Here is a 25599-nt window from a genome sequence, read left to right as displayed (position 1 = left end):
TTTTATTTTATTTTCGAAAAATATTTCTTATAATTCTAAAAAAATAGATGATGCCATCACTGACATCATCTACAAAAGCTCAAATTTCAAACTTTTTATTCTTCATCTTCGTGTTTCCGACGTTTCAAACCAAACAACGCCGTGAATCCACCTAAAATTGCCATGCCAATCAAGGAAGCAACATTTTCATGCTGTTCACCAGTTTGTGGCAATATCCCAGCTTTCACAACTGCGATATTCTTATTAGCCTTGCCTTTAGTGTTTGAACTCTCCAAGGTTTCCAATTTTACTTGTGAACCTGCAGAGTTCTTAATACCTTCTGTACTTACACCTGAATTACCCGTTCCAGAATTGGAGCCTGAACCAGGAGTAGTTGGCGTGTTATGTGTTGTACCACCATTACCTGGTTTATTATTATTTCCATTGCCAGAGTTGTTACCGCCTTCGCCTGGATTGGAAGGTGTACCTGGGTTATTTCCACCTTCGCCAGGGTTAGAAGGATTTCCAGGGTTCGTTCCGTTGCCATCAGAAACCTTCTTGTACTGAACAACCACTAAACTATCTTCTGGTTTGTTGGTTGTCGCTTCTGGAATGGACTCAGCTACATCACCACTGTTCGTGTATCCAGACAAGTCTGGCGTTGCAACAGCCTCATAAACTCCTTGAGGTGTATATGAAACCTCACCAGTTGTCTTGTTTGTAACTACCTTGTAAACAACGTTTTCAATCACATCGTGTGGTGTCTGCTTACCAGCCCCCTCATAGTGAACGGTTCGAGTAACCGTAATTTCACTATATTCTAGGTTATTGGTTGGCTTGTAGGTAACCGTCACGGTTGAATCAGTTGGTTTATTAGTCGTTGTGGCCGGTGTATATCCAGCCACATCACCGCTGTTGGTGAACCCGTTAATGTTAGGCGTCTTAACTGTGGCATAGCCAGATTCTGGTGTGTAAACTGATTCACCAGTCGCCTTGCTTGTTGCGACATCGTAAACGATTGACTGAGTTTTATCAGCAGGTGTCCTTACTCCAGTCCCGGTATAATGAACGGTCTGGCTCACAGTAATTTTACTGTGGGTAATGACATCATTAATCGTGTAAGTGCCACTGATAAAGTCGCCATCATTAAACACATAATTTAGATTTGCATTTTTAACTTTTGCTTGCCCGCTTGCATTCAATTTAACTTCATAATGACCCACATTGGTTGGAATACCATCTACTGTTTTACCTGTGTCTTTATCAATAAATATGAAATCATCATTCGTAAGATTTCCAGGATCTACAACATCTTTGCCAGCTGTAACACCAAAATTAGGTGTTTTATCTCCAAAGTTTGATGTCACATCATTAACAAAGATTTCTTTGTCTGCATCACCAGTACTTGTTCCCGCGGGTTTGATCGTAAACGTACCACCACTGACCTTCACATTATAATTTGCACTTTCTTCGGCCGTTACCGTCTCATCATAATTTCCGGCACTTTCGCCTTCAACACGATTAACGACATAGGCCACATTGTCATTGCCTACCAAACCAGTAACGGTACCAGTCAGATCAGGATCAGCTTCTCCGAACACTTTGCCAGAATTATTGGCAGATACAGTAATTGTCTTCTTATTAACAACTAATGTTGTACTGATAACCGAATCTTTGCTGATTGTGTAATTTGGATTAACTGCCTGCAACTTAGCTAAACCCGATTCATTCAACGTAACTTTATAGCTACCAGATGCCAAATATTTTCCATCATTCGTGTAAATTGCATCAGTAATCATGTAATCATCATTGGTTAATTTCACACCATCAGTAGTTAAATTACTACCCACGCTAATCGTAAAACTCGGTGCGTCCCCATACGTAATCTCAGGTGGATTAACAGTTACTTGCGTAGTCTCGTCTTTTGGATCTGTCACTTTTGGTTTGATTGTATAAGTCCCACTCACAAAATCATCATCACTAAATACGTAATTTGGATTTGCGGCAGTAAGCTTATCTTTGCTACCTTCGTTCAAGACCACTTCGTAATTACCAACATCTGACGGAATTCCAACTACAACCTCACCAGTATCTTTATTGATAAACGTGAAATCATCATTTGTGATATTTCCTGGATTTACAACATCTTTTCCAGGCGTCACCACAAATGTAGGTGTTGGATTACCATAAATTGCAGTTGCATCACTAATGACAAATTGTTTGTTTTGATCCCCCAAAGCTGTTTCAACAGGTTTAATGACATAAGTTCCGGCTACAAAGTCGCCATCGGTAAGATCATAATTTGGATTAGCAGCAGATACTTTAGCTTTACCACTGTCGTTCAAACTAACTTGATAATCACCGACATTTGTTGGAACCCCGTCAGTCTCTTTACCTGTGGCTTTATCTACAAAGACAAAGTCAGCGTTTGTTAAGTTGCCTGGTTTCTTAAGATCTGACCCAATTGTGATACTAAAGTCTGGTGAACTTGCGCCATAATTTGATGAAGCGTCATTTACTTTAATTTGTGCATCTTCATTACCGGTCGTTGATGCTGGGGTAATTGTGAACCGGCCATCTACTGGTTTAATCACGTAGTTAGCGTTATTGCCAACCGTGACGGTTACGAAGTAGTCACCTACATCTCCACCAGCTTCGCGGCTGACTGTGTAGTTCAAAGTATCATTACCAACTAATTGGCTCTTATCATAGCTTGCGGTAAACGTTGGATCATCAGTCCCGTAAACTTTTTTATTATCATTGGCGGTCACTGTAATCTGTTTTGGATTAACTGTAAGTGTACCTGCGGTGACATCATCAATTGTGAAGTTCTTGTTGACCGCTTCTAACTTCTTGATGCCATCCGCATTTAACGTAACTTGATACTTACCTGCCGCGAGATCTTTACCATCATTCGTGTATTTTGCATCCGTAATCGTAAAGTCCGCATTAGTTAAACCGGCATCCTTGGTTGTCAAATTCTTGCCAACTATGACACTCAACGTTGGTGTGGTATCACCGTAGGTTATGGTCTTGTCATCCGTTTTTACAGATGCATCTTCATTACCAGTCGTTGATGCTGGGGTAATTGTGAATCGACCTGCTACTGGTTTAATCGCGTAGTTAGCGTTATTGCCAACTGTGACGGTTACGAAGTAGCCACCTACATCTTCACCAGCTTCGCGGCTGACTGTGTAGTTCAAAGTATCATTACCAACTAATTGACTCTTGTCATAGTTTGCGGTGAATGTTGGATCATCAGTCCCGTAAACTTTTGTATCACCATTGGCGGTCACTGTAATCTGTTTTTGATTAACTGTAATCGTACCTGTAATTAACCCAAACGTGTAATCTGGATTTGCGTCCTGTAATTTCTTTAAACCATCAGCATTTAAACTAACTGTATGCGTACCAGCATTGAGATTACCATCGGCTACTGTAACATCATCGGCAGTTAGCTCAACGGTTTTAACACCACTATCAGTTTGAATATCGAAAGAATAACTTGGTGTATCACCATAAATTATATCTGGAGCGGAAAGTGCAATTGTACTATACGTAACTGTGTCAGTGTCCGTTGTTTCTGGATCAGCACCGCTGGCAGTGATTGAAGCACTACTTTGCGTGAATGCACGACCATCTTGTACATTAGGTGCAACCGCGATAACATCACCAGTTACAATATCCGGCAAACTCGTCCCATACGTGCCAGTCAACTTTTCGCCACCGTTTACGGTATAGGTAAACGTGTTGTTTTCCGCACTGTTACCAACTGCTGTCACGTTAACATCCTGAGCTAATGGAGTTAGCACGAAAGATGGATTGAAGGTTTCATCCAATGCCGTGCTAATTGTCCCATCATCAGAAACTCTGAGTGCCAAATCATCAGAGGTTATAATAGCGCCATCAACAGATCCTAACGGAATATACGTCTTATCATCGACATATTTAATTGCTGAATCAACTGGTGTTGCATCATATCCAGCCGGAATTCCAGTGTAGGTAATTTGTTCAGGAACTTCTGCTGATGTTCCTGTAGCTGGAATAGCTGGCGTATACGTGACCGTTCCTGTTCCAACAGTTTTGTACGTGCCATCGTCATTAGCTACAAGAAAATCTGTCTTTAACGTATATGGCTGCATTTCATAGTAAATGACGATTGTTGGGATTCCGTCACCGGCCTTATAAGTCCCGCTGAGAGAATCCCCATATTTTAGACCAGCATAGGTCAGTAAAACAGCATCATTAATTTCATTAACAAGAGTGCCATCGTTGGCCATTCCCTCCATGTAATGGATGTTAAAGCTTGCTGGTGGAGTGGCAATCGTGTAATTATCATCTGTGTGTCCATTTAGTCGAACACTTCCAATAATCTTTCCGGTATTCTTCTCGATTACCTGAACATCCACATATTGAGCATCAGCTTCGTAGGTCACATTTGCCACGTTGTTATCAGCAATTTCACTAACGACAATTGTATTCGTATCTGAATGAATCATATATCCATCTTGCGCGTTAGGAGTAATCGCAACAGTATCACCATAGTGGATACCGGTTAAAGCTGTGCCATAAGATCCCGTCTGAGCATCCCCACCATTTACGGTGTAAGTAAACCCAGTTCCAACTTTATTACCCGTTGCATTTACAGTTACTGGTTCTTCATCAGCACTGTACGTAATGGTAATGTCACCATTAGTTGGATCTACACCATCGAAATTGGTTCCAGCGTTGTCCATCTTGATTGGCAAATAATTTCCATCCGAATCTTTAGCAAGGGTAACATCCGCGCTTGAAGGTGTGTATCCTGTGATTAAAGGAATCACAACTTCTGGTAAAGCGTCCATTAACGAGTAATGTAAGATGCCATCTGCATCTTCGGTTACGCTATAAGTTAACGTCTGGTCAACATCTTGTGGCGTTTGATCACCAGCACCCTCAAAATGGATTGCTCGGTTAAACGCTTTGAAAGCATCCCCTGTAATTGTTAACGCATCTGAAACAACATTAATATCGTAATTTTTATTAACTGCATTTGCTGCATCAAACGTAACGGTGACAGTTTTACTCCCAGGATATGTTAAGCCTTTGGTGCTTATCGTATACGCTAGAGTTTCACCTTCAACGGCGCCAGAAACAGCAACAGTTGGGCTATGCGTAATTGGGTTAGCTTCATCGTACTCATACGTACCACCAGTAACCGTAATTGTGACTGGTTGTTTCTTAATGGTATAAGTGGCTGTTTTACCACTAATATCGCCTAAACTGAAGTTACTAAATGCCTTGGCAATCGTATTAACTCCTTGTTCAGTTAATACAATTGTGTATTCACCAGCATCTTTTGCATTATTTTCAATTGTATAATCGCCAGTTCCAAGTGTGACATCTTTCGGAACCGCAATTCCATCAGCGGAATCAATCAAACTAACAGTTGGTGCATCACTAATTATTTTACCGTCATAAAATTTTGATCCATCATTGACGTTAATTGAAGCCGTGGCGGGTGTAATTATATACGTTCCAGTCGCCGCTGCTAACCCTGGTAAGTAGTAATTGGTGTTCACGCTAAGAAGATTTGTAACGCCAATTGCGCTTAGTTGACTGGTATATGAACCAACCCCAGTTAAATCAGCTGTTCCTGTCGTTGGTGTAAAAACGAAATCAACATTTAGGGTCTTAGATGACCAAATAAGCTGAATTTCTTTTCCATTGCTTAAAGTAGCATAAACATCAGGCCAAGCATTGATTGCCTTGCTGTCATAAACCTTTGTCCCATTTTCAATCCTAATATTGGTAACAGTAGCAGGCGTAATTGTGAAAGTTCCAGTTTTACCAACTGTAATGTCATAGTTTGCGTTTGTTCCGGCGGTTACAGTGATATCGTAAGTACCAGCATCTTCGCCAGAAACTCTAGCTATTGTATAGTCAAGGGTATCTCCAGCAACAATTGGAACGTCCGTTGAAGCAGTTAATTCTGGATCGTCTGCTCCAAAAATTTTGCCGCTATTATTAGCTGTTAGTGTAACTTTCATTTTGTTAATCGTGTAAGTCGATGTTAATTTGGTCAAATCATTCAGCGTGTAATTGCTATTGACCTTTGTGATTTTGTCAATTCCAGCTTGGGTTAGTTGATAGGTATAAGTACCGGCTCCTTTTAAGTCAGCAGTTCCCGTGACTGGTGTAACTGTGTAATCGCCTTGTTCAAGAGCAACTTTAACGGGTGCATCTATGGTTAAATCTGGTACTGTTACACCATCATAAGTTTTTGAACCACCATTTAAAGTTACTGAGCCTGCAGCAGGAGTGATTTCAAACGAACCTGTTGGCTCACCAAATATAACCTTGTAGTTAGTACCGGTTGCAGCGGTAATGGCGGCTTGAATATTTTTTTCACCAGCCGTACTCAACTGAACTTGATAGGTGTCAACATCGGTACCACCGCTGGCTAACTGAATATCATCATTGGTTAACGTGTACTTAACACCAGTTGGCAAAGTAACACTGTAGTGACTAGCGTCAGGCTTTTGTTGTGAGCCATTGTATATTTCGCTTTCACTACCACTTAAGGTAACTGTTGTATCTGCTGGGGTAATTGTTAATTGTGCTGTATCAGTTGCATCAATATTGTAATTATCATTTACAGCACTATCCGTTAAGACAATAGAAACTGTCTGTGATCCAGCATCTGTTCTGGCATTGTTCGTTAGACTGTAACCAAGTTGCTCATCACCAATTACACCCGTAATGGTAACGTTACTATTTGGAAGTGAGTGACTGCTGCCATCATATTGAGATCCACCATCTTCAACCGTAATGATAGCTTTAGCTTTATCAATAGTGAAAGTTGATTCAGTTGGTGTACCAAAAGTAACAGTATAGTTAGTGCCAGTTTTGGCAGTAATTGCTGCTTGAATGTCTGTTTTACCTTTATCACTTAGGACAACATCATATGTGCCATGATCCTTGCCACCACTGACCAATTGAATGTCATCATTGGTTAAGGTGTACTTAACACCAGTTGGCAAAGTGACACTATAGTGACTTGCATCGGGCTTTTGTTGTGCGCCATTGTACGTTTCATTTTCACTACCACTTAAGGTAACTTTCGTATCTGCTGGGGTAATCGTAAACGTTCCCGTTGCGTCACCATACTTAACGGTATAGTTTGTCCCAGTGGCTTTCGTGACTGCGGCTTCAATATTCGTCTTACCCGTTTCACTTAAAACGACACCATATGTTCCTTCATTAATGCCACCACTAGCTAATTCAACGTCTGCATCAGTTAAAGTGTACGTAACACCGGTTGGCAAAGTGACACTGTAGTGACTAGCGTCAGGCTTTTGTTGTGCGCCATTGTACGTTTCAGTTTCACCACCACTTAAGGTAACTGTCGTATCCGCTGCGGTAATCGTATACGTTCCATCATAAACAGGAGTAATAGCAAAGTTCGTTGCAGCAGCTAATTTGGCCTTACCTGCAGCACTAAATTGAATAGAATACGTACCAACATCTTTAGGATTAGTAACCACAACACCGTCTTGTAAATACTCAAAGTCTGCAGCATCCCAGGTAATTTTGTCTTTAGGATTAGTTCCTGTATTCGGCACTATTGCACTTGTGTCATCCGTATCAGTCCGTGAAAAGTCAACAGTCGGCACATAAGAAATCGGTTGTCCATCATAGGCCTTTGTGGCCGTATCATCTGACTCGATGGTTGCGTTCACTGGTGCAGCCGTAATAGTAAAGTCTCCATCCGTCACTGATGACACTTGATATTCGGGATTTTTACTATTTATCATGCCAGTATTGACTAGAATACTACCAGGGTAGACTCCTACGTCTGGAGAAGTATAGTAAATGTTAGAACTATTTATGCCTGAAGTGTCAAGCTTGAAAATGTTACCAGCACCATCCGTAAAGATAAGATACCCAATGTTGACCGGGTCGTCAGGAAAGTCATCATTACCATAATCATAGTCCATACCGTTGTAAACTTTAGTGCCCGTAACTGTTAAATTAATATTCGTCTTGTAATATAATGTGATTTCCGTAACGGCAGCACCAGCTGCGTCTGTCACAACTACGTTACCGTCCGCATCTGGTTTTGAGAAAGTAATTGTCTTGGCAGGACTGTTCTTAGCATCTGCTGCGTTAAATGTGTAACCAGTAGCGGTTGGAGCATCAACTGTTGCTGTGTAGTCACCGTTTAGCGAACTATCAGGTGCAAGTGTATTGCCAAAGTAATCTTGATAATGAACGACAATTGACGTCTGATTTACTGTGTACGTCACCACATCGGCATTATCTGCTGCAGAATCGGTTGCTGTAAATGAAGCATGACTTTGTGTTGCAGCATATCCAGCTACCGTTCCCGGAGTCACGACAACTGCATCACCAACATTGATTCCAGTGAGTGCAGTGCCATAGGTTCCAGTCTGTGACTCGCCACCATTGACGGTGTAAGTGAAAGTTCCACTTTGGTTTGAGCTGACGGTTACTTGTGCGGCTACTTCGGGTACTGTAACGGCGGGATTACCGTTATCATCAACAACCTGACCACCTTGTACCTCATAATGACTCCATTTAGGCGCACTATCACTAGTAGTCTTAATTCCCACAGCAAACTCTGTAATTCCTTCTGCAGGTATAGCAATGACCTTTGTAAAACTGTAGCTTCCATCTTCATTTGGGGAACCAGTTGTACTAGCTTTTAAATATAACCACTCGGAGTAGCACTATTTGGATTAGTTCTCCCAATATACAAACCAGTCACATCAGTACGATCATCTAAAAAAGCAATGGCATTATTCGTAGCTGCGGCTGGGACTCCACCAACAACTCCGTTAACCGCAACAATAACTCCATCTTTGGCATAAATTACCGTATACCCATCCGGAATTGTATGTCCATTAAAAGTCGAAGAGGCTGCAGCAATCGTGATTGTCTGTGCCACTCCTGTTTTAGCATAGACTTCTGCTGCTTCTTTTTTTGCTTGATTAAGCTCGGCTGAAGTTGGGTTAACCAAGGTAGCTGAACTCGTAACAGAACTGCTACTTGCAACATCAGTTTCCAAACCATTTAAACTTGCGCTACTGCTATTCTCAGAACTGTTACTTGCTGCACTTGAATTGTTAGTTTCAGCAACACCACTCGTTGCACTATCTGCCGAACTCGTTGTTGATGCACTCGCGCTAGAGATAGCTGCAGAAGAACTTGCTTTGCTATTTTCTGAAGCAATTGAATTCTCACTGTCAGCAGATGAGCTTACGGCATCTGCTGAATTTGCAATACTCGAAGTACTTTTCTGGTTTTTATTAGTTATTTCGCTCGATGTATTATTTGAAGCTAAGTTTGCAGAACTGCTAGTGGAACTTGCAGAACTCGAAGTTGAACTAACTGCACTACTTGCGCTGCTACTACTTGCAGAACTTACCGTGCTACTTTCACTAGCAGCACTAGAAGTTGCACTGCTGGCAGCCGCTTTACTACCAGAACTCGCTGAAGAAGCGGCACTGCTTGCGACCTCAGTTGTCGGCACTTCTGCTGTAGTGTCCGCATAAGCCATTGGATGACCGAAGAAAATACCCGTACCAAAAAACAGGACGGTTATCCCGGCAAACAACCAACTTTTTCGTACTTTATACATTTTAAAATGCTCTTTAGATTGCCCCATATCTTGTAATAGTTTCAAACGTTTCAATTTTCTTTGACGATTGTCCATATCGCACATCTCCTATTTATAAAGGATATTAATTAACCCTAAATGTAACCAATTTCATTATAGCACCATTAAACCCGAAGTAGTATATAACACTTGACGAAAAATTAAAATTATTCATTTTTTGACTAAAAATTACAGCATTCTGTGAAAATTATATTTTTATAGTTATATTTGAAGCTGTATTTCATAAAAATACCGTTTACTTTCTGAAACCTCATACATAATTGTTTAAAAATAGTGTATGTAAACGAATAAAGAACCACAATCGCGAAAATTAATTTCAGCCATAATTAACGGCCATTTTAAATTGTATTTTTTAAGATTAAAATCAAGAAGTTGAATCGGATTAGTAAGCATTTTTGAAGACACAAAAAAACAGCTAGCTTTCTTAAGCTAACTGTTTCATTTCGGCATTTTTAACTATTTTTCTAATTGATATAACTGTATAATACGTTCCTGAATCTCATCACGAACTTCGCGAAAAACATTCAAAACGGCTTCTTTATCGCCTGTTGCTTGGGCCGGATCTTGTAATGGCCAATGAAGTTTTCTCACGGAAGGCGGTGTGATTGGACAGCGATCGCGGGCGTCCCCACACAGGGTGACGACCAAATCGGCATGCATTAAATAATCCATATCAATCAACTTCGAAGTTTGCTTAGAGATATCAATCCCCTTCTCGGCCATGACCTGAACTGCTAATGGATTTAAACCATGTTTTTCAATTCCGGCGCTTTCTACTTGCCAATCTGATCCTAGTATCTGTTTGGCAAACCCCTCTGCCATTTGGCTACGGCATGAATTGCCAGTACATAAGAAGTATATTTTACGCATTCATTAATCCCTCCTAAGATACAAAAAAGGAAACTCAGACTTGAGTTTCCTTTATTATACCTTATTTATTTCTTTGAAGCAGTCTTACGACGTTTTGCGTCTTTTTCACGTTCATTCGTATTCAAAATTTGTTTACGAAGACGAACATGTTCTGGCGTAATTTCACAGTACTCATCTTCATCGATGAATTCTAGTGATTCTTCAAGTGTCATATGCGTTGGTGTTTTAATTTTAGCCATATCATCAGAACCAGCAGCACGAACGTTGGTTAAGTTCTTACCACGGGTGATATTAACTGAAATATCGTTTTCACGACTGTTTTGACCAACAATCATACCTTCATAAACATCTAAACCGGGATCTACGAAGATCGTTCCACGGTGTTCAACACCCATGATGGCATATGTTGTAACTTTACCAGTATTAATTGAAACCAAAGCCCCATTACGACGGCCAGGATTCCAGTTTCTGATAACTGGTAAGTATTGTGAGAATGTATGGTTCATAATTCCGTATCCACGAGTCATTGATAGGAAGTAAGTTGAGTAACCAATCAAGCCACGAGAAGGAGCTAAGAATGTCAAACGTGTCTGTCCATTATCTGTGGATTCCATGTTCTTCATTTCGCCTTTTCGTTGTGACAAGCTATCAATAATTGAGCCAGTATATTCATCGGGAGTATCAATTTGAACGGATTCGTATGGTTCGCAAAGCTTGCCATCAACTTCCTTATAGATAACTTCTGGACGTGAAGCTTGTAATTCATAGCCTTCACGACGTAAAGTTTCAATCAAGATTGATAAATGTAATTCCCCACGGCCTGAAACAACCCAAGCACCAGGATCATCAGTATCTTCAACTCGTAATGAAACATCTGTATGCAATTCCAACTTCAATCGTTGTTCCAACTGACGAGAAGTCACAAACTTACCTTCACGTCCGGCAAATGGTGAATCATTAGTTCTGAAAGTCATCTGCAAGGTTGGTTCGTCAATACGAAGTAATGGTAAAGCTTCTTGATGAGCTGGATCAGTCACAGTTTCACCGACGAAAATATCTTCCATCCCTGAAACGGCAATCAAATCACCAGCTTTAGCTTCGTTAATTTCCAAACGTTGCAAACCAAAGAAACCAAATAACTTCGTAACCCGGAAGTTCTTAGTGGAGCCATCAAGCTTTAAAACTGTAACTTGGTCTCCAACTTTGATTGTGCCCCGGAAAATACGGCCAATACCCACACGACCAACGAAATCATTGTAATCCAATAAAGCAACTTGGAATTGTAATGGTTCCTCACTGTTATCAACAGGTGCTGGAATCGTTTTAACAATTGTGTCAAATAAAGGTTTCATAGTATGCTCTTGATCAGCAGGATCATCTGAGTAACTAGAAGTTCCGTTTAAAGCACTAGCGTAAACAACTGGGAAATCAAGTTGTTCTTCATCAGCGCCTAATTCGATAAAGAGATCTAACACTTCATCAACAACTTCAGAAGGACGTGCACCTGGGCGATCAATTTTATTGATCACAACAATTGGTGTTAAATGTTGTTCAAGGGCTTTTTTAAGAACAAAACGTGTTTGTGGCATTGTTCCTTCAAGCGCATCAACAACCAACAACACACCATCAACCATGCGCATAATCCGTTCAACTTCACCACCAAAATCCGCATGTCCTGGGGTGTCCAAAATATTAATTTGTCTGTCGCCATACTTAACGGCTGTATTCTTAGAAAGAATCGTAATGCCTCGCTCACGTTCGATCACATTAGTATCCATAGCCCGATCTGCAATCTGGGTATGTTCATCCAATGTATCTGATTGTTTAAGCATTTCGTTCACCAAAGTTGTCTTACCGTGGTCAACATGGGCAATAATTGCGATGTTTCGAATATCATCTCGTCGTTTCAAAAGTGTTTCTCCTTTTCCTGGTGTCTCCATAAAAAAACTGCAACTAGCTGTCACAGTCAGACTACCTAATCATATTGATTATATCTTTTTGTGTATTTCTGGTTGATACTAATACATCATTTGATGATAGCATATCAACCGGTGTGCCGTCAACCTTTGTTACCGAAAGTTCAAGCGTTTCGCTCAATATTTTTCCAGCTGCAAAATCCCATGGCATCAAATGGGAAATGTAACCGTTTTGCTTTCCAGTCAATACCTGAATAAATTCGATTCCGGCACTTCCGATAATTCTCACACCGGAACTAGCCTCATCGATGGCCTGCAAATGATAACGATCATGAACCAGCATTGGACCGCTTACCCCTAACAAACCTTCTCGTAAAGTAAGATTATCCGGAGTTCTCAATTTTTGGGTATCGGTAAACACGCCGATTTCTGGTCCCCCACCATAAATAATGTCATGCATCACATCCATAATGTAGCCCAAGATCCCCTTGCCGTCAATATACAAAGCAATCATAATGGCGAAATTATCGCGCTGTTTGACAAAATTCAGGGTGCCATCCAGGGGATCAATTATCCACACGTGCCCCTTCATGTCTTGAACCACATCGCCTGAGCCCTCTTCGCCTAAGATTCGCGCTTCTGGATCAAACTGGCGAATAAAGTTCACCAACTTTTTTTCATTGCTCTTATCAATATTTGTCACTAAGTCCTTACGGCTTGATTTTTCAGAAATGGCTAACGGATCTTGCATCTCCTTTAATACATCCATCCGAACCTCTTCAAGCCAACCACGAATGACCCGGTCGGTCTCTTGTACTTTTTTCATTTTAATCACCTATTTGTTAATGGTCCAACCCTTTTTTTGTTGGAAGTTTGTGCTGTTTTGATGGCTACATAAATGTCAAACCCTGAAGATTCCAAAAATTTCTTGGTTAATTGTTTTTCTTCAGATTTACTTTTCACGACTTTTTTAAAATCATGATATTGATCGAGTAAAAGCTGCCGATCAATCCCATTTAAGTAGGCTGTTTCAACGGCCGTATACAACGTCACAACCGTAGTTATTTCTTCGATCTGCCATTCTGGCTCTAATGGGTACGCATAATTTTCGCTCATTACCGGCTCTGCCTCTCGTGAATCTAGATTATTTCCATTCTACCGCAAAATAGACCAATTTAAAAACATTCTTCCCCTTTTAATGCTTATTAAGTATGGTAAAATTATTTTGAAGAAACATTTGGAGGTTTTAATAGTGATTAAAATGAATGATATTACCCGCGATGGGAATCCCGTTTTACGTAAACGGGCTGAAAAAGCTACTTTTCCGCTCTCTGCGGATCACAAAGAACTTGGCAACAAAATGATGGAATATTTGATTAATAGTCAAGATCCAGAAATTGCCGAAAAATATAAACTACGAGCTGGCGTTGGACTGGCGGCACCTCAAGTTGGTGTTTCCTTGCAAATGGCCGCCGTTCTTGTACCAGGTGCCAAGGATAAGCCTCCTTTGTTCAAAGAGATTCTTGTTAATCCAGTAATCGTTAGTGAATCTGTCCAGATTGCTGCTTTGGAAGAAGGAGAAGGTTGCCTGTCTGTAGATAAAGAAATTCCCGGATACGTGCCTAGACACGATCGCATCACCATTAAATACCAAACAGTCGATGGTGAAAATAAAAAGATCCGCTTAAAAGATTATCCAGCCATTGTTTGTCAACACGAAATTGATCATTTAAAAGGCACCCTTTTCTACGATCACATCAATCAAAAAGAACCACTTAAAATTGATGATGATGCTGTCCTGATCGGTTAAATTAAAAATAGCTTTAAAACTGAAAATCTCAGTTTTAAGGCTATTTTTTATTCTACCCGATGTAAATCTTCAATATATTCTCTAGTTGGGTCATTAATCACATTGGCCACATCAACATGCAAATTCTCTTGGTATAACCAAATGTCCGTGACGCAAAATACCGGAAATTCGTAGTCACTGTGGATATCATGTTCTTGAGCATATTTTTCAACTAATTCATTAATTTGATGGCGCAAATCTTTTAACTGATCTTTTTGTAATACCGTTTTGCCAAATGAAAATTCAAAAGCTAGCACCCCACGTCCCCAAATATCTGCCACTAACTTGGGCGTTGCTTCAGGTTGTCCGGGCTGAATCATTTTTTTGGCCATTAACATGGCCGCCACACTGACCATGGCAGAGCTGACATTTCTTTGACTAGTCGCTTGTAACATTGTCAGCGCGCGTTTGCGTTTAGAGCGACGCATCGCTACCCAGATTAATAATCCGATCACGATGATAATAAGTAAACCAATCAATATGTTCATAATCAGGCTCCCTTAATTTGTTACCCTCATTTTAGCATAAGTTTAATTCAAACAACGTAATGTCGCCCACCAATTCTATACTTATGAAGGCCAATATGATAGAATTAGCTTGATAGTTATTAGTGACACCTGCATTTAAACAACAGGCCAGCGAAATATTAAACTTTTTTAAAGGAGCACACAAAAATGGTTTTTAAAGTGTTATTTCAGACAGCAGTAGAAGCAACTCCAAAACGTGAAACAACTGAGTCAATCTATCTTGAAGTTCCAACTAAAGAAGATGCCATTCAGCTAGTTGAAACGCACACAGATTATCATATTGAATTTGTAGAACCACTTGAAGGCAAATCTTTGGAGTACGAACAACAAAACCCAGATTACAAGTTAACAACCTTCTAGAACCATTCAAAAAGGATTCATGAGTAGCCAGCTACTTATGAATCCTTTTTTGTGCAATAAAAAAAGGCTCAGACAAAATGTGGGTCTACACTTTCTGGTATTGGTGAATAACTGATACCAGTTTTTATTTTGAAAATTAAAAGGACATCTGTCCTCTTTGTGCTACGATTTAATCGCCAAACAAAATCGAAAAGAGGAAAAACAGATGTCCCTAACTAATTCTATCTTAAGCTTGTTTGAAATGACAGACCCAAATATAACCGTAACTGGTGTTACCAAGAAACGTTGCCCAAATGGACAACGAATTCATGTCGTTCACGCCAACCTTTCTTATCAGCTTGTGAAATGTCCCCATTGTGGCCATAAAAGTCTAATTAAAAACGGTACCCACGTTAGTCATCTAAGGTTGGGAACCTTATCAGGCGGACGTTATGAAATGCAGCTAAGACGACAAAGATATCAATGCCAACATTGTTTAAAAACCTGTGGAGCTAAAACTAACCTCGTTAGACGTAATGAAACTTTTACCCACAATGTTAAACATCAGGTCATTGTGCTAGCTCGTGACATGCTGACCAGTAAAGAAATCGCTAAAATTTGTGGCATTTCACCAAGTAGTGTTCAACGTATTTTAAATGCAAATATTCACTTGGCTTACCGTGTTAAGCAACTTCCGCCAAATCTTTGTTTCGATGAATTTCGGTCCTGTAATCATCTAATGTCCTTTAACTGTTGCGATGCCGTTAGTCATCGCCGCATTGTGACCCTCAAAGATCGTCTCAGTAAGGATATCATTGATTACTTTGAAGCTCGTTATTCAGTTCAAGAACGTGCGAAAGTTCAAACAATTACTATTGATATGAACGCCGAATATGCTAGCTTTATTCATCGTTTATTCCCGAATGCTGTCACGATTATTGACCGTTTCCACATTATTCAGCTTGCTGGTCGCGCACTAGACAATGAACGTACACGCATTATCCGTACTTTTCAAGATAAGCATTCACGCATTTACCGCATTCTTAAATCTCAATGGCGTTTATTTCATTTGGCGGAAGAGAAAATCAATGACACTAAGCTTATCTATTTACGAGGCATTAACGAGTATATGACCCAACAGAACGCCATCGACCTTGCCTTAGATGAATTTCCAGAATTCAAAACTGTGTATCAAACTTATCAAGGCATTCTAACTGCTATCCACCAAAAGAATGCCACGGAATTTAAAAATTTGATTACCAACTACCAAGTAGCTGGTAATCAAATGGACGTCACCATTTCAACCTTCGTTAAGAACGGCTCAGCAGTGCTCAACAGTTGTCGTTATCCGTATTCTAACGGTCCTATTGAAGGACTTAATCGCAAAATCAAGGTATTAAAGCGTAGCTGTTTTGGTTTTCGAAATATTCATAACTTCTTCATTCGTATCAGTTTAATTCATGAGTAAACAAAAAGCACATTCACCGAAGTGAACATGCCTTCAAAAATCTCTACCAATACAGTTTGACAGAGACCCCAAAATGTCTGAGTCTTTACTTGATTTCAATTTATTTAACAGTACCAGCAAAGCTTGGTGCAAAGTAGCTACTGATTGTTTCAATATCTACGTTTTGTCCAGGTTGTGGTGCAGCTACATATTGGTTGTTACCAATGTAGATGGCCACGTGATAAGTTGCGCCCTTAGCACCCCAGAATAAGAGATCACCAGGTTGAGCAGCTGAAACAGATTTTTGAGTTACTGAGCTTTCAAGTGAAACTGTGTAATGAGGTAAACTTACCCCTTCAGCATGTTCAAAGACATAAGCAACTAATCCAGAACAATCCATACCGCTTAAGCTAGAACCACCCCATACGTATGGAATGTTTGCATTAGCAAGTTTAACAGCCAAGCTAACAACTGAACCAGATGTTAATGCTGAACTAGCTGTATTGCTTGTTGAAGTTGATGAAGTAGCTGCAGAATATGCTGGTTTAGCAACTGAAGCTGTGCTTACTGGCTTAGCAGCTGAACTTGCAGCTACGCTAGTACTTACTGTTGAAGCAACAGATTGTACAGGAGCACTTGATACAGCACCACTTGGTGTTGTAGAAGAAGCTGCACTAGATGAAGCTTGTGAAACAGAATTTGAGCTCTCTGAAGCTACGCTAGAAACAGCTGATGATGAAGCTACACTGCTACTTGCTGAACTAACAGCTGTTGTGCTGCTAGCTGAAGTAGTTGCTTGAGAACTGCTTTGTGTAGAAGAAACGCTGTCACTTGCTGCTGATGTAGAACTTGAAACAGCAGTCTCAGCCTTGCTTGAACTAGAAACTGAAGCTGATGATGGTGTACTTTCTACAGAGCTTGCTGCTGAAGAACTTGCAGTAGTTGCTGATGTAGCTGCACTGTATTGAACAGTAGCTGCAGAACTTGAAGCCTTAGCTGCTGTGCTCCCTGCAACAGGAACCTTTAGTGTTTGACCAACCAAAATCAAATTACTGCTAAGGTTGTTAGCATTCTTAATTGATGCAACTGAAACGCCCTTATCTTGAGCAATTTGCCAGAGGCTGTCACCAGATTTAACGGTAACTTTTATGTATTCTTGCGAACTGGCTTTAACTGCTTTGTGATCAGTTGTTCCAGGAATCTCAACTTTTTGACCAACTAAAATGATATGCGATTTTTGATTAATCTTGTTTAATGTTTCGATACTTTTAATTGAAACATTATACTTTTGCGAAATACCCCAAACTGTATCGTTTTGAGCGACCTTAACAGAATCAGCATTAACACTTTGTGTAGCTCCAGCAACAAACAAACCAGCTGCTCCAGCAACACCTGCGAGAACTATTTTTGTTTTTGTAGAATTACCAATTGACTTAACCATAAGCACAACTCCTTCAAGTTAGTTTCTAAATCATTAAATATTTGTTTTTATACATTCAGAAAAATCTTATTCGAATTACTAGGTGTATTGTAGCATGATATTCTAAAAAAAAATAGCCTTTTTATGCGCATATTTCTTAGTTGTTTTTGGAAGCAACACATGAAAGCTTACCACCAAAGTTGTTAAGGTATCCGTTTTCCTTAAAAAAATCTTAAACTTTTTTTCGGCTTAGTCCTAAACAGAACGCCTGTTTCGTTCACTGTTACAAACACATTACAGATTTCTGGGATTGTTACAGATAGTTGTAACATTGCCAAATTTATTCGCTAAACTATAAAGAACATTTTATGTATAAATATTCCTTTTTAGACGATATTATGTGTATAAATTCATTAACTAGCATGCGCTAATTTAGCCGATTTTTAGGATTGAGCTATTATTTATCCCTCATCCCAGTTACGCTGAACCTCTTTAAAAGCGGTCAGTTTATCTGGTGCCTTCGTAATAGCCCGACCCACAACGATGTAATTGGCACCATATGTATGCGCTTGGCTAGGTGACACCACTCGTTTCTGATCTTGATGATCTTGACCTGGCAGCCGAATACCAGGGGTCACACACAAAAAGTCACGACCAACTGCTTGATGGATTGCATTCACTTCGGTTGCGGCACAAATAACTCCGTCGACACCATTGTTTTTAGCCAACTTTGCCAAATCAAGGACTGACTCTTCCAAACTAAGCCCAATATGTAGTTCCTCATGCAAATCCGTTTCAGATATTGAAGTGAGTTGAGTGACCGCTAATAGCTTTGGAGTTTGTCCAGTGGTCGTTCCGGCAATTAGCCCATCGTGAGCAGCCCGAATCATTTTGGAGCCCCCGGCTGCATGAATCGTCACCATATCGATGCCTAATTGACTTAAAATCTTCATGGACTGAAACACAGTATTGGGAATATCGTGTAGTTTCAAATCTAAGAAGATCTGACATCCCCGCCTTTTTAATTGCGTTAAAATCTGGGTACCTTCTCGATAGAATAGTTCCATTCCCACTTTTACGAATAATTGCTGAGAGGTGGAAAATTGATCGACAAACGCTAGTGCCTCTTGACAGGTTTGAAAATCTAAAGCGATAATTATTGGACTCATGCTGATAACCCCTTTCACTTTAAAGATCCTCATCCAGACAAAACAACCAGAAACTTTTTCAATTTCCATGTGCTCTTCTAGATTAATTAAGGACCGAAATTGCAATTTTTATTAAGCCTAAACATTTCTACGGTACCTGTCAACCACTCAAAACAATTTACGAAAGGCCTTGTAATTTATTTTAAAGACGTGCATAATCAACTCTTGAAAAAATAAAGATTGGCAGCGATCAATCATTTTGGAGGAATTATTATGGAATCTACTTTTGAGCACCAAAGCACAACAACTTATCAAAAACAGGTGGTGGCTTCAACAGCCTCTGGTTTTGTCCTTGAAAATATGGACATTATGTTCTTATCATTCACCTTATCCTCCATCATTAGCGAGTTACATATTTCTAGTGCCGCAGCTGGATGGATTGGGACGATCACTAACTTTGGCATGTTAGTTGGTGGCGTAATATTTGGAATTTTAGCAGATCGTATCGGGAGAATTAAGACTTTCTCCCATACGATCTTTATTTTTGCCCTGGCAACTGCCGCGATGTATTTTGCTAACAACCTAACTTTAATCTACGTTTGCCGGTTTCTTGCTGGCATCGGTGCTGGGGGCGAATATGGAATTGGCATGGCCATCATTGCCGAAAGCTTTCCTCGTCATCAAGTTGGTAAAATCACTTCCATTGCGTCCATTGGTGGCCAGGTAGGCGCGCTAGTAGCTGCCTTTTTGGCCGCCTGGATTCTTCCAAGTTTTGGTTGGCATGCCCTTTTTCTCTTCGGCATTGTCCCCGTCATTTTAACCTACTTTGTTAGACGACACTTGAAAGAAAGCCCTAGTTTTCTTAAAACCCTGCCAACCAAGAAAACTACCCATAATGGCCTTGGACATGCCTTGAAAATTCTTTTTAACTCCCCACAAGCAACCCGCCAAACACTTAGCTTGATGATCATGACCATTGTTCAAATTGCAGGCTACTTCGGTCTCATGACTTGGTTACCCTCAATTATGCAAACTCGGCTACATTTAACGGTCGGTAGTTCTTCTTTATGGATGATCTCAACAATCGTTGGTATGAGTTTAGGCATGGCCGCATTTGGACTTCTCCTAGATAAATTTGGACCTCGGCTAACCTTTGGCATTTTTCTCCTTATGGCTGCGGTGTCCGTATACTTACTCTTAGCAGCGCAAAATATGCAGACCTTAGTTCTATTTGGAACCATCGTCGGTTTCTTCTCAAACGGGATGTTCGGCGGCTACGGAGCAGTCATCAGCCAGCTGTATCCCACCGAAATACGGGCTACTGCCAATAACATCATTATGAACGTCGGCCGTTGCGTTGGTGGCTTCTCATCTGTATTGATTGGGATCTTGCTTGATCACTTCTCAATCACCATTGTTATTTTGATGTTATCTATCTTGTACATCATCAGTTTCATCAGCATGTTATCCATCAAAAACCTTAAAAAACTAAACTAATCAGTGAGCACAAAAATAAGCCATTAGGATTAATTTCCCAATGGCTTATTTTTATTGTAAAACTATGCTTTTTCTGTTTGTTTCTTTGCTGGTCGCCAAATTCCAAGAATAACTCCCGCAATGATCGCGCCAATTACAACTGACAAAATGTAGAAGTACCAGTGTGAGGCTAATGGCGTTACCCAGAGGCCACCATGAGGCGCTGGAACACTTACCCGCCAGAATTGGGTCAATCCACCACCAATAGCGGCACCAATGACACTAGAAACAATTACATGAAGCGGATCGGCTGTCGCAAATGGGATTGCACCTTCTGTAATGAAGGAAATTCCCAGTACCCAGTTTGAAATACCGGCTTGCCGTTCTTGTTCCGTAAACTTCTTTGGCCATAAAGTGGTCGCAATCGCTGTAGCTAGTGGTGGAACCATCCCACCAACCATAACAGCTGCCATCAATTTACCATTACCTGTTGACGTATACGCTGCAATTGCAAAGGTATAAGCGGCCTTATTGAAAGGACCGCCCATATCGATTGCCATCATTCCGGCAATAATCGTCCCCAGAAGAACTGCATTCCCGGTTCCCATTCCGTTTAAGACATGAGTAATCCACGCGTTAACTGCCGCAAACACAGGATTAATGATGAAGAACATCGCTACCCCAACAATGAGTAAACTCAGAATTGGATATAGCAACATCGGTTTGAGACCTTCCAAACTCTTGGGCACATTCTTGAAGACTTTCTTTAACCAATTGATCACAATACCGGCTAAGAAACCAGCTAATAATCCACCGATAAATCCAGAAACACTAGTCGTTTTCAAAACATTAGCTGCGGCGGTATTGGCCATAAATCCACCAACAACCCCAGGCATTAACGCAGGTAAATCACCAATTGATTCCGCAATATATCCAGCTAAAATTGGAACTAAGAAAGCAAATGCCCAATTTCCTAATTGATTAAAGAATGTGAAGTACATACTTCCTGAACCAACAAAGCGTTCCAAAATGAATGAGAATGCCATGATAATCCCGCCACCCACAACGAAAGGTAACATGTGGGAAACACCGTTCATCAAATCTTTATATATTTCGTTCCAGAGGCCGCCTTTTTGTTCACCATCATCAGAAGCTGGTTCATCACCCACCGCTGCATGATAGATTGAGACATCCCCAGCTTCAATTTTATCCAATAATTCATCTGATTTGTTAATGCCATCAATTACTGGCCGATTTAAAAGCTTCTTACCATCGAAACGACCCATTTCAACTTTTTTATCAGCTGTAACGACTACTCCGTCAGCACGCGCAATGTCGTCTGCCGTTAAACGATGTTTGACCCCTTCAGAGCCATTTGTTTCTACTTTAATTTCAATATTTTTTTCTTTAGCCGATTTAATCAAAGCTGCTTCGGCCATATACGTATGTGCAATTCCATTTGGACAAGCCGAAACGGCCACGATGTATGGACGTTTACCGGTTGTTTCAACCTCAGTCTCCTTTTTTTCGGCCTCTGCTTTTGCATCTGCTGCTTCCTCAGCTTCTTTTGCTGATTGCGCATCTGCAAATAATTGTTGCACCTCATCTGGTGTTTTAGCCTGTTTTAGGCTCGCTACCAAATCTGGATTAATTAATAAACTTGATAATGCGGCTAATGCCTGCAAATGAGTATTATTAGCCCCTTCTGGAGCCGCAATCATAAAGAACAATTGAACCGGTTGACCGTCCAAAGCATCAAAATCAAGGCCTTGTTCACTCTTGGCAAATAACACCGTTGCGCGTTTGACAGCTTTATCTTTGGCATGGGGCATCGCAATGCCGTCCCCAATTCCGGTCGTTGACTCTGCTTCTCGTTTGATAATATCGGCTTTGTAGATTGATTCATCATCAATCACGCCTTGTTCAAAATACTTATGGACCATTTCATCAATTGCGTCATTTTTATTCTGCGCCTTCAAATCCATGATCATAACATCTTTAAGCAGTAATTCACGGATATCCATGTGTGTCCTTCCCTTCTAAAAGTTCTCTATCTTAATTTGTGGTAAAATTTCTTCAATTTTTGCTTTCGTGGCAATGTCAGCTGAAAAAGCTGTGGCGCTTCCTGACGCAAGCCCATAGCGGAAACTTTCCACTGGATCATGTGTCGCATCAAACGTTCCGGTAAAGCCAGCAAGCATTGAATCACCAGCGCCAACTGAGTTTTGAACAGTGCCTTTAGGAGCCGCGCTTCGATAACAGCCATTTGGTGTGACCAACATGCCACCATCTCCAGCCATCGAAATCATCACATTTTGAGCACCCATCTTAATAAGCTCTTGCCCATAATGTTTAATTTCAGCTAAACTATTCAACTCAACGCCAAATAAGTCCGCTAATTCATGATTATTAGGCTTTACCACAACTGGATGGGTCGCCAATGTTTTCTTAAGCGCTTCTCCAGTTGTATCCACAGCATATTCCGCTTGGCAGGCCTTTACCTTTTGAATTAAGTCAAAATAAAAGGTTTCTGGCAAGCTACTTGGAACACTACCAGAAAAAATCACCATATCACCCGCTTTTAAATCATCGAATTGATCCACAAAAGCTTGTTTTTCAGACGTTGTGATTTCTGGGCCTGGCGCATTTAACTCAGTTTCCTGATCGGCCTTTAATTTGACATTTATGCGGGTATCGGCTGCAATTTTGGTAAAATTCGCATCCACCTTTAATCGTTGCAAACTTTGGCTGACAAACTCTCCGGTAAAACCGCCTAAAAATCCCCAAGCCTGATTGGCATAACCTAACTCACTTAAAATTCTAGAAACGTTAATCCCTTTGCCCCCTGGAAATTTATAACTAGTTTTCAACCGATTAACTTCGCCCAGTTCCAATTGTGGAAGCTGAACCACATAATCAATTGAAGGGTTTAGGGTCACTGTATAAATCATTTTTCCGCCTCCATAATTTGTTTTAAATGTTCAAAATCTTTTAAAATATCTTGATCATCTTCATCTGTCAAAAGCACCCCAGCCTCTAAATCAGCCACTTTTGCAAACGAGACTTCGTTCAGCTTACTAGCATCCGCTAGAAAGTAACTAACTTCACTTTGGGCCAAAACAGCCCGTTTTACGGCCGCTTCATTTGGATCCGGGGTGGTAATTCCAAATTTTGGATGCACACCGTTGACGCCCATAAAAACCCGATTAAATCGAAATTTTTTGATGGTTTCAACGACATCTGCACCAATGATAGCTTTAGTTGTGTTTTTTAACTCACCACCAACCAGATACGTTTTAACATTAATATCTGCCAGTTCAGAAGCCAGTTGAACGCCGTTTGTCACAACTAGCACAGTATCTAAGTTACTCATAAATGGAATCATTGCTTCGGTAGACGTTCCCGCATCTAAGTACACAACCTCACCCGCTCTAATTTGTTGAACGGCCAATTTTGCAATTTGACGTTTTGCATGAACGTTTTTGGTTGATTTCTCGACCACACCTGGTTCAGATTGCAACGTCGATATTGCCTTAGCTCCGCCGTGCACCCGTACTAGTTTACCTTGGTCTTCTAACTCCTGTAAATCCCGTCTAATTGTTGAGGTTGAGCTATCTAAATCTTTGACAAGATCTTGTAACTTGATAACGCCATCCCTAGCCAACTGCGCTAAGATCTTTGCTTGTCTTTCTTCTGTAAGCACTTTCAACACACCCACCTTTGATAATATACCACTAAAATCATTCAAATTCAACCACAAAAGGTCATCATTTAAAATTATTCATCAATTTCTGAATCAATACTTTGTTTTAAGTTCTTAGGACGTCGTTTTCGAATATTCACACCCAAAACTTCAATGAAAAAGGCGACAATCGGGATCCCCACAATTAATCCCCATGTGCCAAATAATTCACCACTCACAATCAGAGTCACAAAGGTGACAAAAATTGGTAAAGCCGTCGCGTTTGCCATCAGCCGTGGATGCAGAAAATACGATTCAAAAGCATGAATCAAAACCACCAGAATCAAAACTTCTAAGACCGTCACAAACCCATTTACTGAAAAGCCAATTACTGATAACGGAATCAACGAAATCAAGACTCCTGCCACCGGGATTAACCCCAGAATAAAGACAACTAACCCTAAAACTAGCAGACTTGGCATACCAATAATCCAAAGACCAATTGTCATTAAAACGGTATTGATAGAGCAAATCACTAATTGTGTTTCAATGACTGTTCCAAAAATATGAATGAACATTGCGGCCAATTTATAGATATTATTAAAGAAATGTTTATAACGGCTATTCAAAAATGCGTGTCCAAAATTACGCAGATGATTATAAGTTAAATTAAAAATAAAGCTAAGAAAAATCGCGATCAGCACGTGTTCTATTCCTTGCCCAATGTGGCCTAATTTGACCAATCCGGTAATGGCAAGGTTAGAGCCATGTTTCAATATCGAAGAATTGTGAATCGCTTTTTGTGCCCATGTATACGCTTGTTTATCAAATACGGGATGCTTATTAATGGTCGCTTCTATCAATTTCGGCAATCCACTGAATTGATCTGCCAGTAACGGTGCCGCCACCACGACAATGGTGACAAACAAGCCAATCACAACTATGTACAATAAAACCGTTGCTACGGCCTGATTCAGGGGCAATAATTTTTTGATCTTTTTTGTGCCTACGTGTCCGAGAAACGAAAAAATTATGACAAATAAAATTAAAGAAAGAAATGGTTTTAATAAAAATAAGACGATGATAATTCCTAATAAAGTGCCATACAATTCGACATCTTCACGTTTTAAAAAATGAATAATTTGTTCCAAAATGCATCCCTCCAACCAGCGTTTGTTATTAACATAGCATGAAATCCAACAGAATTAAACCGTCGCTTAATTTGTTTAAGCTAAAAAAAATAACATCCTTTCTTTCACCAGTT

17 protein-coding genes are annotated in these 25599 nt (G+C 40.3%); 4 read left to right on the top strand and 13 right to left on the bottom strand.

What is annotated here, in order from left to right:
• Window positions 1-95: 95 nt before the first annotated feature.
• The 6 genes from ACLHK8_RS00750 to ACLHK8_RS00725 form a co-directional block, all read right to left on the bottom strand.
• Complete coding sequence (locus ACLHK8_RS00750; protein ID WP_434520340.1) at window positions 96-8594, bottom strand: MBG domain-containing protein; 8499 nt, start codon at window positions 8592-8594, stop codon at window positions 96-98.
• A 92-nt stretch (window positions 8595-8686) separates the two neighbouring features.
• Window positions 8687-9697, bottom strand: a complete 1011-nt coding sequence (locus ACLHK8_RS00745; RefSeq protein WP_063697759.1) for a KxYKxGKxW signal peptide domain-containing protein — start codon at window positions 9695-9697, stop codon at window positions 8687-8689.
• A 420-nt stretch (window positions 9698-10117) separates the two neighbouring features.
• Entirely contained in the window at window positions 10118-10531 is a 414-nt protein-coding gene (gene arsC / locus ACLHK8_RS00740; protein WP_057775377.1) for an arsenate reductase (thioredoxin), read from the bottom strand.
• Between the two features lie 65 nt (window positions 10532-10596).
• Window positions 10597-12441: a translational GTPase TypA gene (gene typA, locus ACLHK8_RS00735; protein WP_057775375.1), complete on the bottom strand. Its 1845-nt coding sequence runs from the start codon at window positions 12439-12441 to the stop codon at window positions 10597-10599.
• A 61-nt stretch (window positions 12442-12502) separates the two neighbouring features.
• Entirely contained in the window at window positions 12503-13273 is a 771-nt protein-coding gene (locus ACLHK8_RS00730; protein WP_179947334.1) for an inositol monophosphatase family protein, read from the bottom strand.
• A gap of 5 nt (window positions 13274-13278) precedes the next feature.
• Window positions 13279-13563 carry a UPF0223 family protein gene (locus ACLHK8_RS00725; RefSeq protein ID WP_057775373.1) on the bottom strand — a complete coding sequence of 95 codons (285 nt, stop codon included), beginning with the start codon at window positions 13561-13563 and terminating at the stop codon, window positions 13279-13281.
• Between the two features lie 136 nt (window positions 13564-13699).
• On the opposite strand from ACLHK8_RS00725, the gene def reads away from it, so the two are divergent.
• Window positions 13700-14257, top strand: a complete 558-nt coding sequence (def, locus tag ACLHK8_RS00720) for a peptide deformylase (protein ID WP_105782197.1) — start codon at window positions 13700-13702, stop codon at window positions 14255-14257.
• A 47-nt stretch (window positions 14258-14304) separates the two neighbouring features.
• Here def and ACLHK8_RS00715 read toward each other — a convergent pair whose 3' ends face one another.
• Window positions 14305-14784 (bottom strand): hypothetical protein, encoded by a 480-nt coding sequence (locus ACLHK8_RS00715; protein WP_057775371.1) that lies wholly within the window; start codon window positions 14782-14784, stop codon window positions 14305-14307.
• Window positions 14785-14970: 186 nt separating this feature from the next.
• Between ACLHK8_RS00715 and ACLHK8_RS00710 the strand changes: the two genes are divergently transcribed.
• Window positions 14971-15183 (top strand): DNA-directed RNA polymerase subunit epsilon, encoded by a 213-nt coding sequence (locus ACLHK8_RS00710; RefSeq protein WP_057775369.1) that lies wholly within the window; start codon window positions 14971-14973, stop codon window positions 15181-15183.
• 157 nt (window positions 15184-15340) lie between these two features.
• A complete protein-coding gene (locus tag ACLHK8_RS00705; RefSeq protein ID WP_320532055.1) occupies window positions 15341-16630 on the top strand; it encodes an ISL3 family transposase in 1290 nt (429 codons plus the stop codon).
• A gap of 100 nt (window positions 16631-16730) precedes the next feature.
• Here ACLHK8_RS00705 and ACLHK8_RS00700 read toward each other — a convergent pair whose 3' ends face one another.
• Both ACLHK8_RS00700 and pyrF read right to left on the bottom strand, forming a co-directional pair.
• Window positions 16731-18050 (bottom strand): C40 family peptidase, encoded by a 1320-nt coding sequence (locus ACLHK8_RS00700; protein ID WP_063697777.1) that lies wholly within the window; start codon window positions 18048-18050, stop codon window positions 16731-16733.
• A 440-nt stretch (window positions 18051-18490) separates the two neighbouring features.
• Window positions 18491-19198, bottom strand: a complete 708-nt coding sequence (gene pyrF, locus ACLHK8_RS00695) for an orotidine-5'-phosphate decarboxylase (protein ID WP_063697862.1) — start codon at window positions 19196-19198, stop codon at window positions 18491-18493.
• A 252-nt stretch (window positions 19199-19450) separates the two neighbouring features.
• Here pyrF and ACLHK8_RS00690 point away from each other — a divergent pair, with 252 nt between their 5' ends.
• Entirely contained in the window at window positions 19451-20674 is a 1224-nt protein-coding gene (locus tag ACLHK8_RS00690) for an MFS transporter (RefSeq protein ID WP_063697780.1), read from the top strand.
• Between the two features lie 62 nt (window positions 20675-20736).
• Here ACLHK8_RS00690 and ACLHK8_RS00685 read toward each other — a convergent pair whose 3' ends face one another.
• The 4 genes from ACLHK8_RS00685 to ACLHK8_RS00670 all read right to left on the bottom strand — a co-directional run bounded on the left by ACLHK8_RS00685 (window position 20737) and on the right by ACLHK8_RS00670 (window position 25486).
• A complete protein-coding gene (locus ACLHK8_RS00685; protein WP_434520339.1) occupies window positions 20737-22677 on the bottom strand; it encodes a PTS fructose transporter subunit IIABC in 1941 nt (646 codons plus the stop codon).
• 15 nt (window positions 22678-22692) lie between these two features.
• The gene (gene pfkB, locus ACLHK8_RS00680; protein ID WP_063697787.1) at window positions 22693-23604 is read right to left on the bottom strand and encodes a 1-phosphofructokinase; all 912 of its coding nucleotides are present in this window, start codon (window positions 23602-23604) and stop codon (window positions 22693-22695) included.
• Window positions 23601-24356 carry a DeoR/GlpR family DNA-binding transcription regulator gene (locus ACLHK8_RS00675; RefSeq protein WP_063697869.1) on the bottom strand — a complete coding sequence of 252 codons (756 nt, stop codon included), beginning with the start codon at window positions 24354-24356 and terminating at the stop codon, window positions 23601-23603. The genes pfkB and ACLHK8_RS00675 overlap by 4 nt, the downstream gene beginning before the upstream one ends.
• A gap of 74 nt (window positions 24357-24430) precedes the next feature.
• Complete coding sequence (locus tag ACLHK8_RS00670) at window positions 24431-25486, bottom strand: AI-2E family transporter (RefSeq protein ID WP_063697791.1); 1056 nt, start codon at window positions 25484-25486, stop codon at window positions 24431-24433.
• Window positions 25487-25599 lie beyond the last annotated feature (113 nt).

It is taken from the genome of Pediococcus sp. M21F004, from assembly GCF_051122535.1.
GTDB classification, from domain to species: Bacteria; Bacillota; Bacilli; order Lactobacillales; family Lactobacillaceae; genus Pediococcus; species Pediococcus inopinatus.
This window is presented reverse-complemented; position numbering and strand designations above follow the sequence as displayed.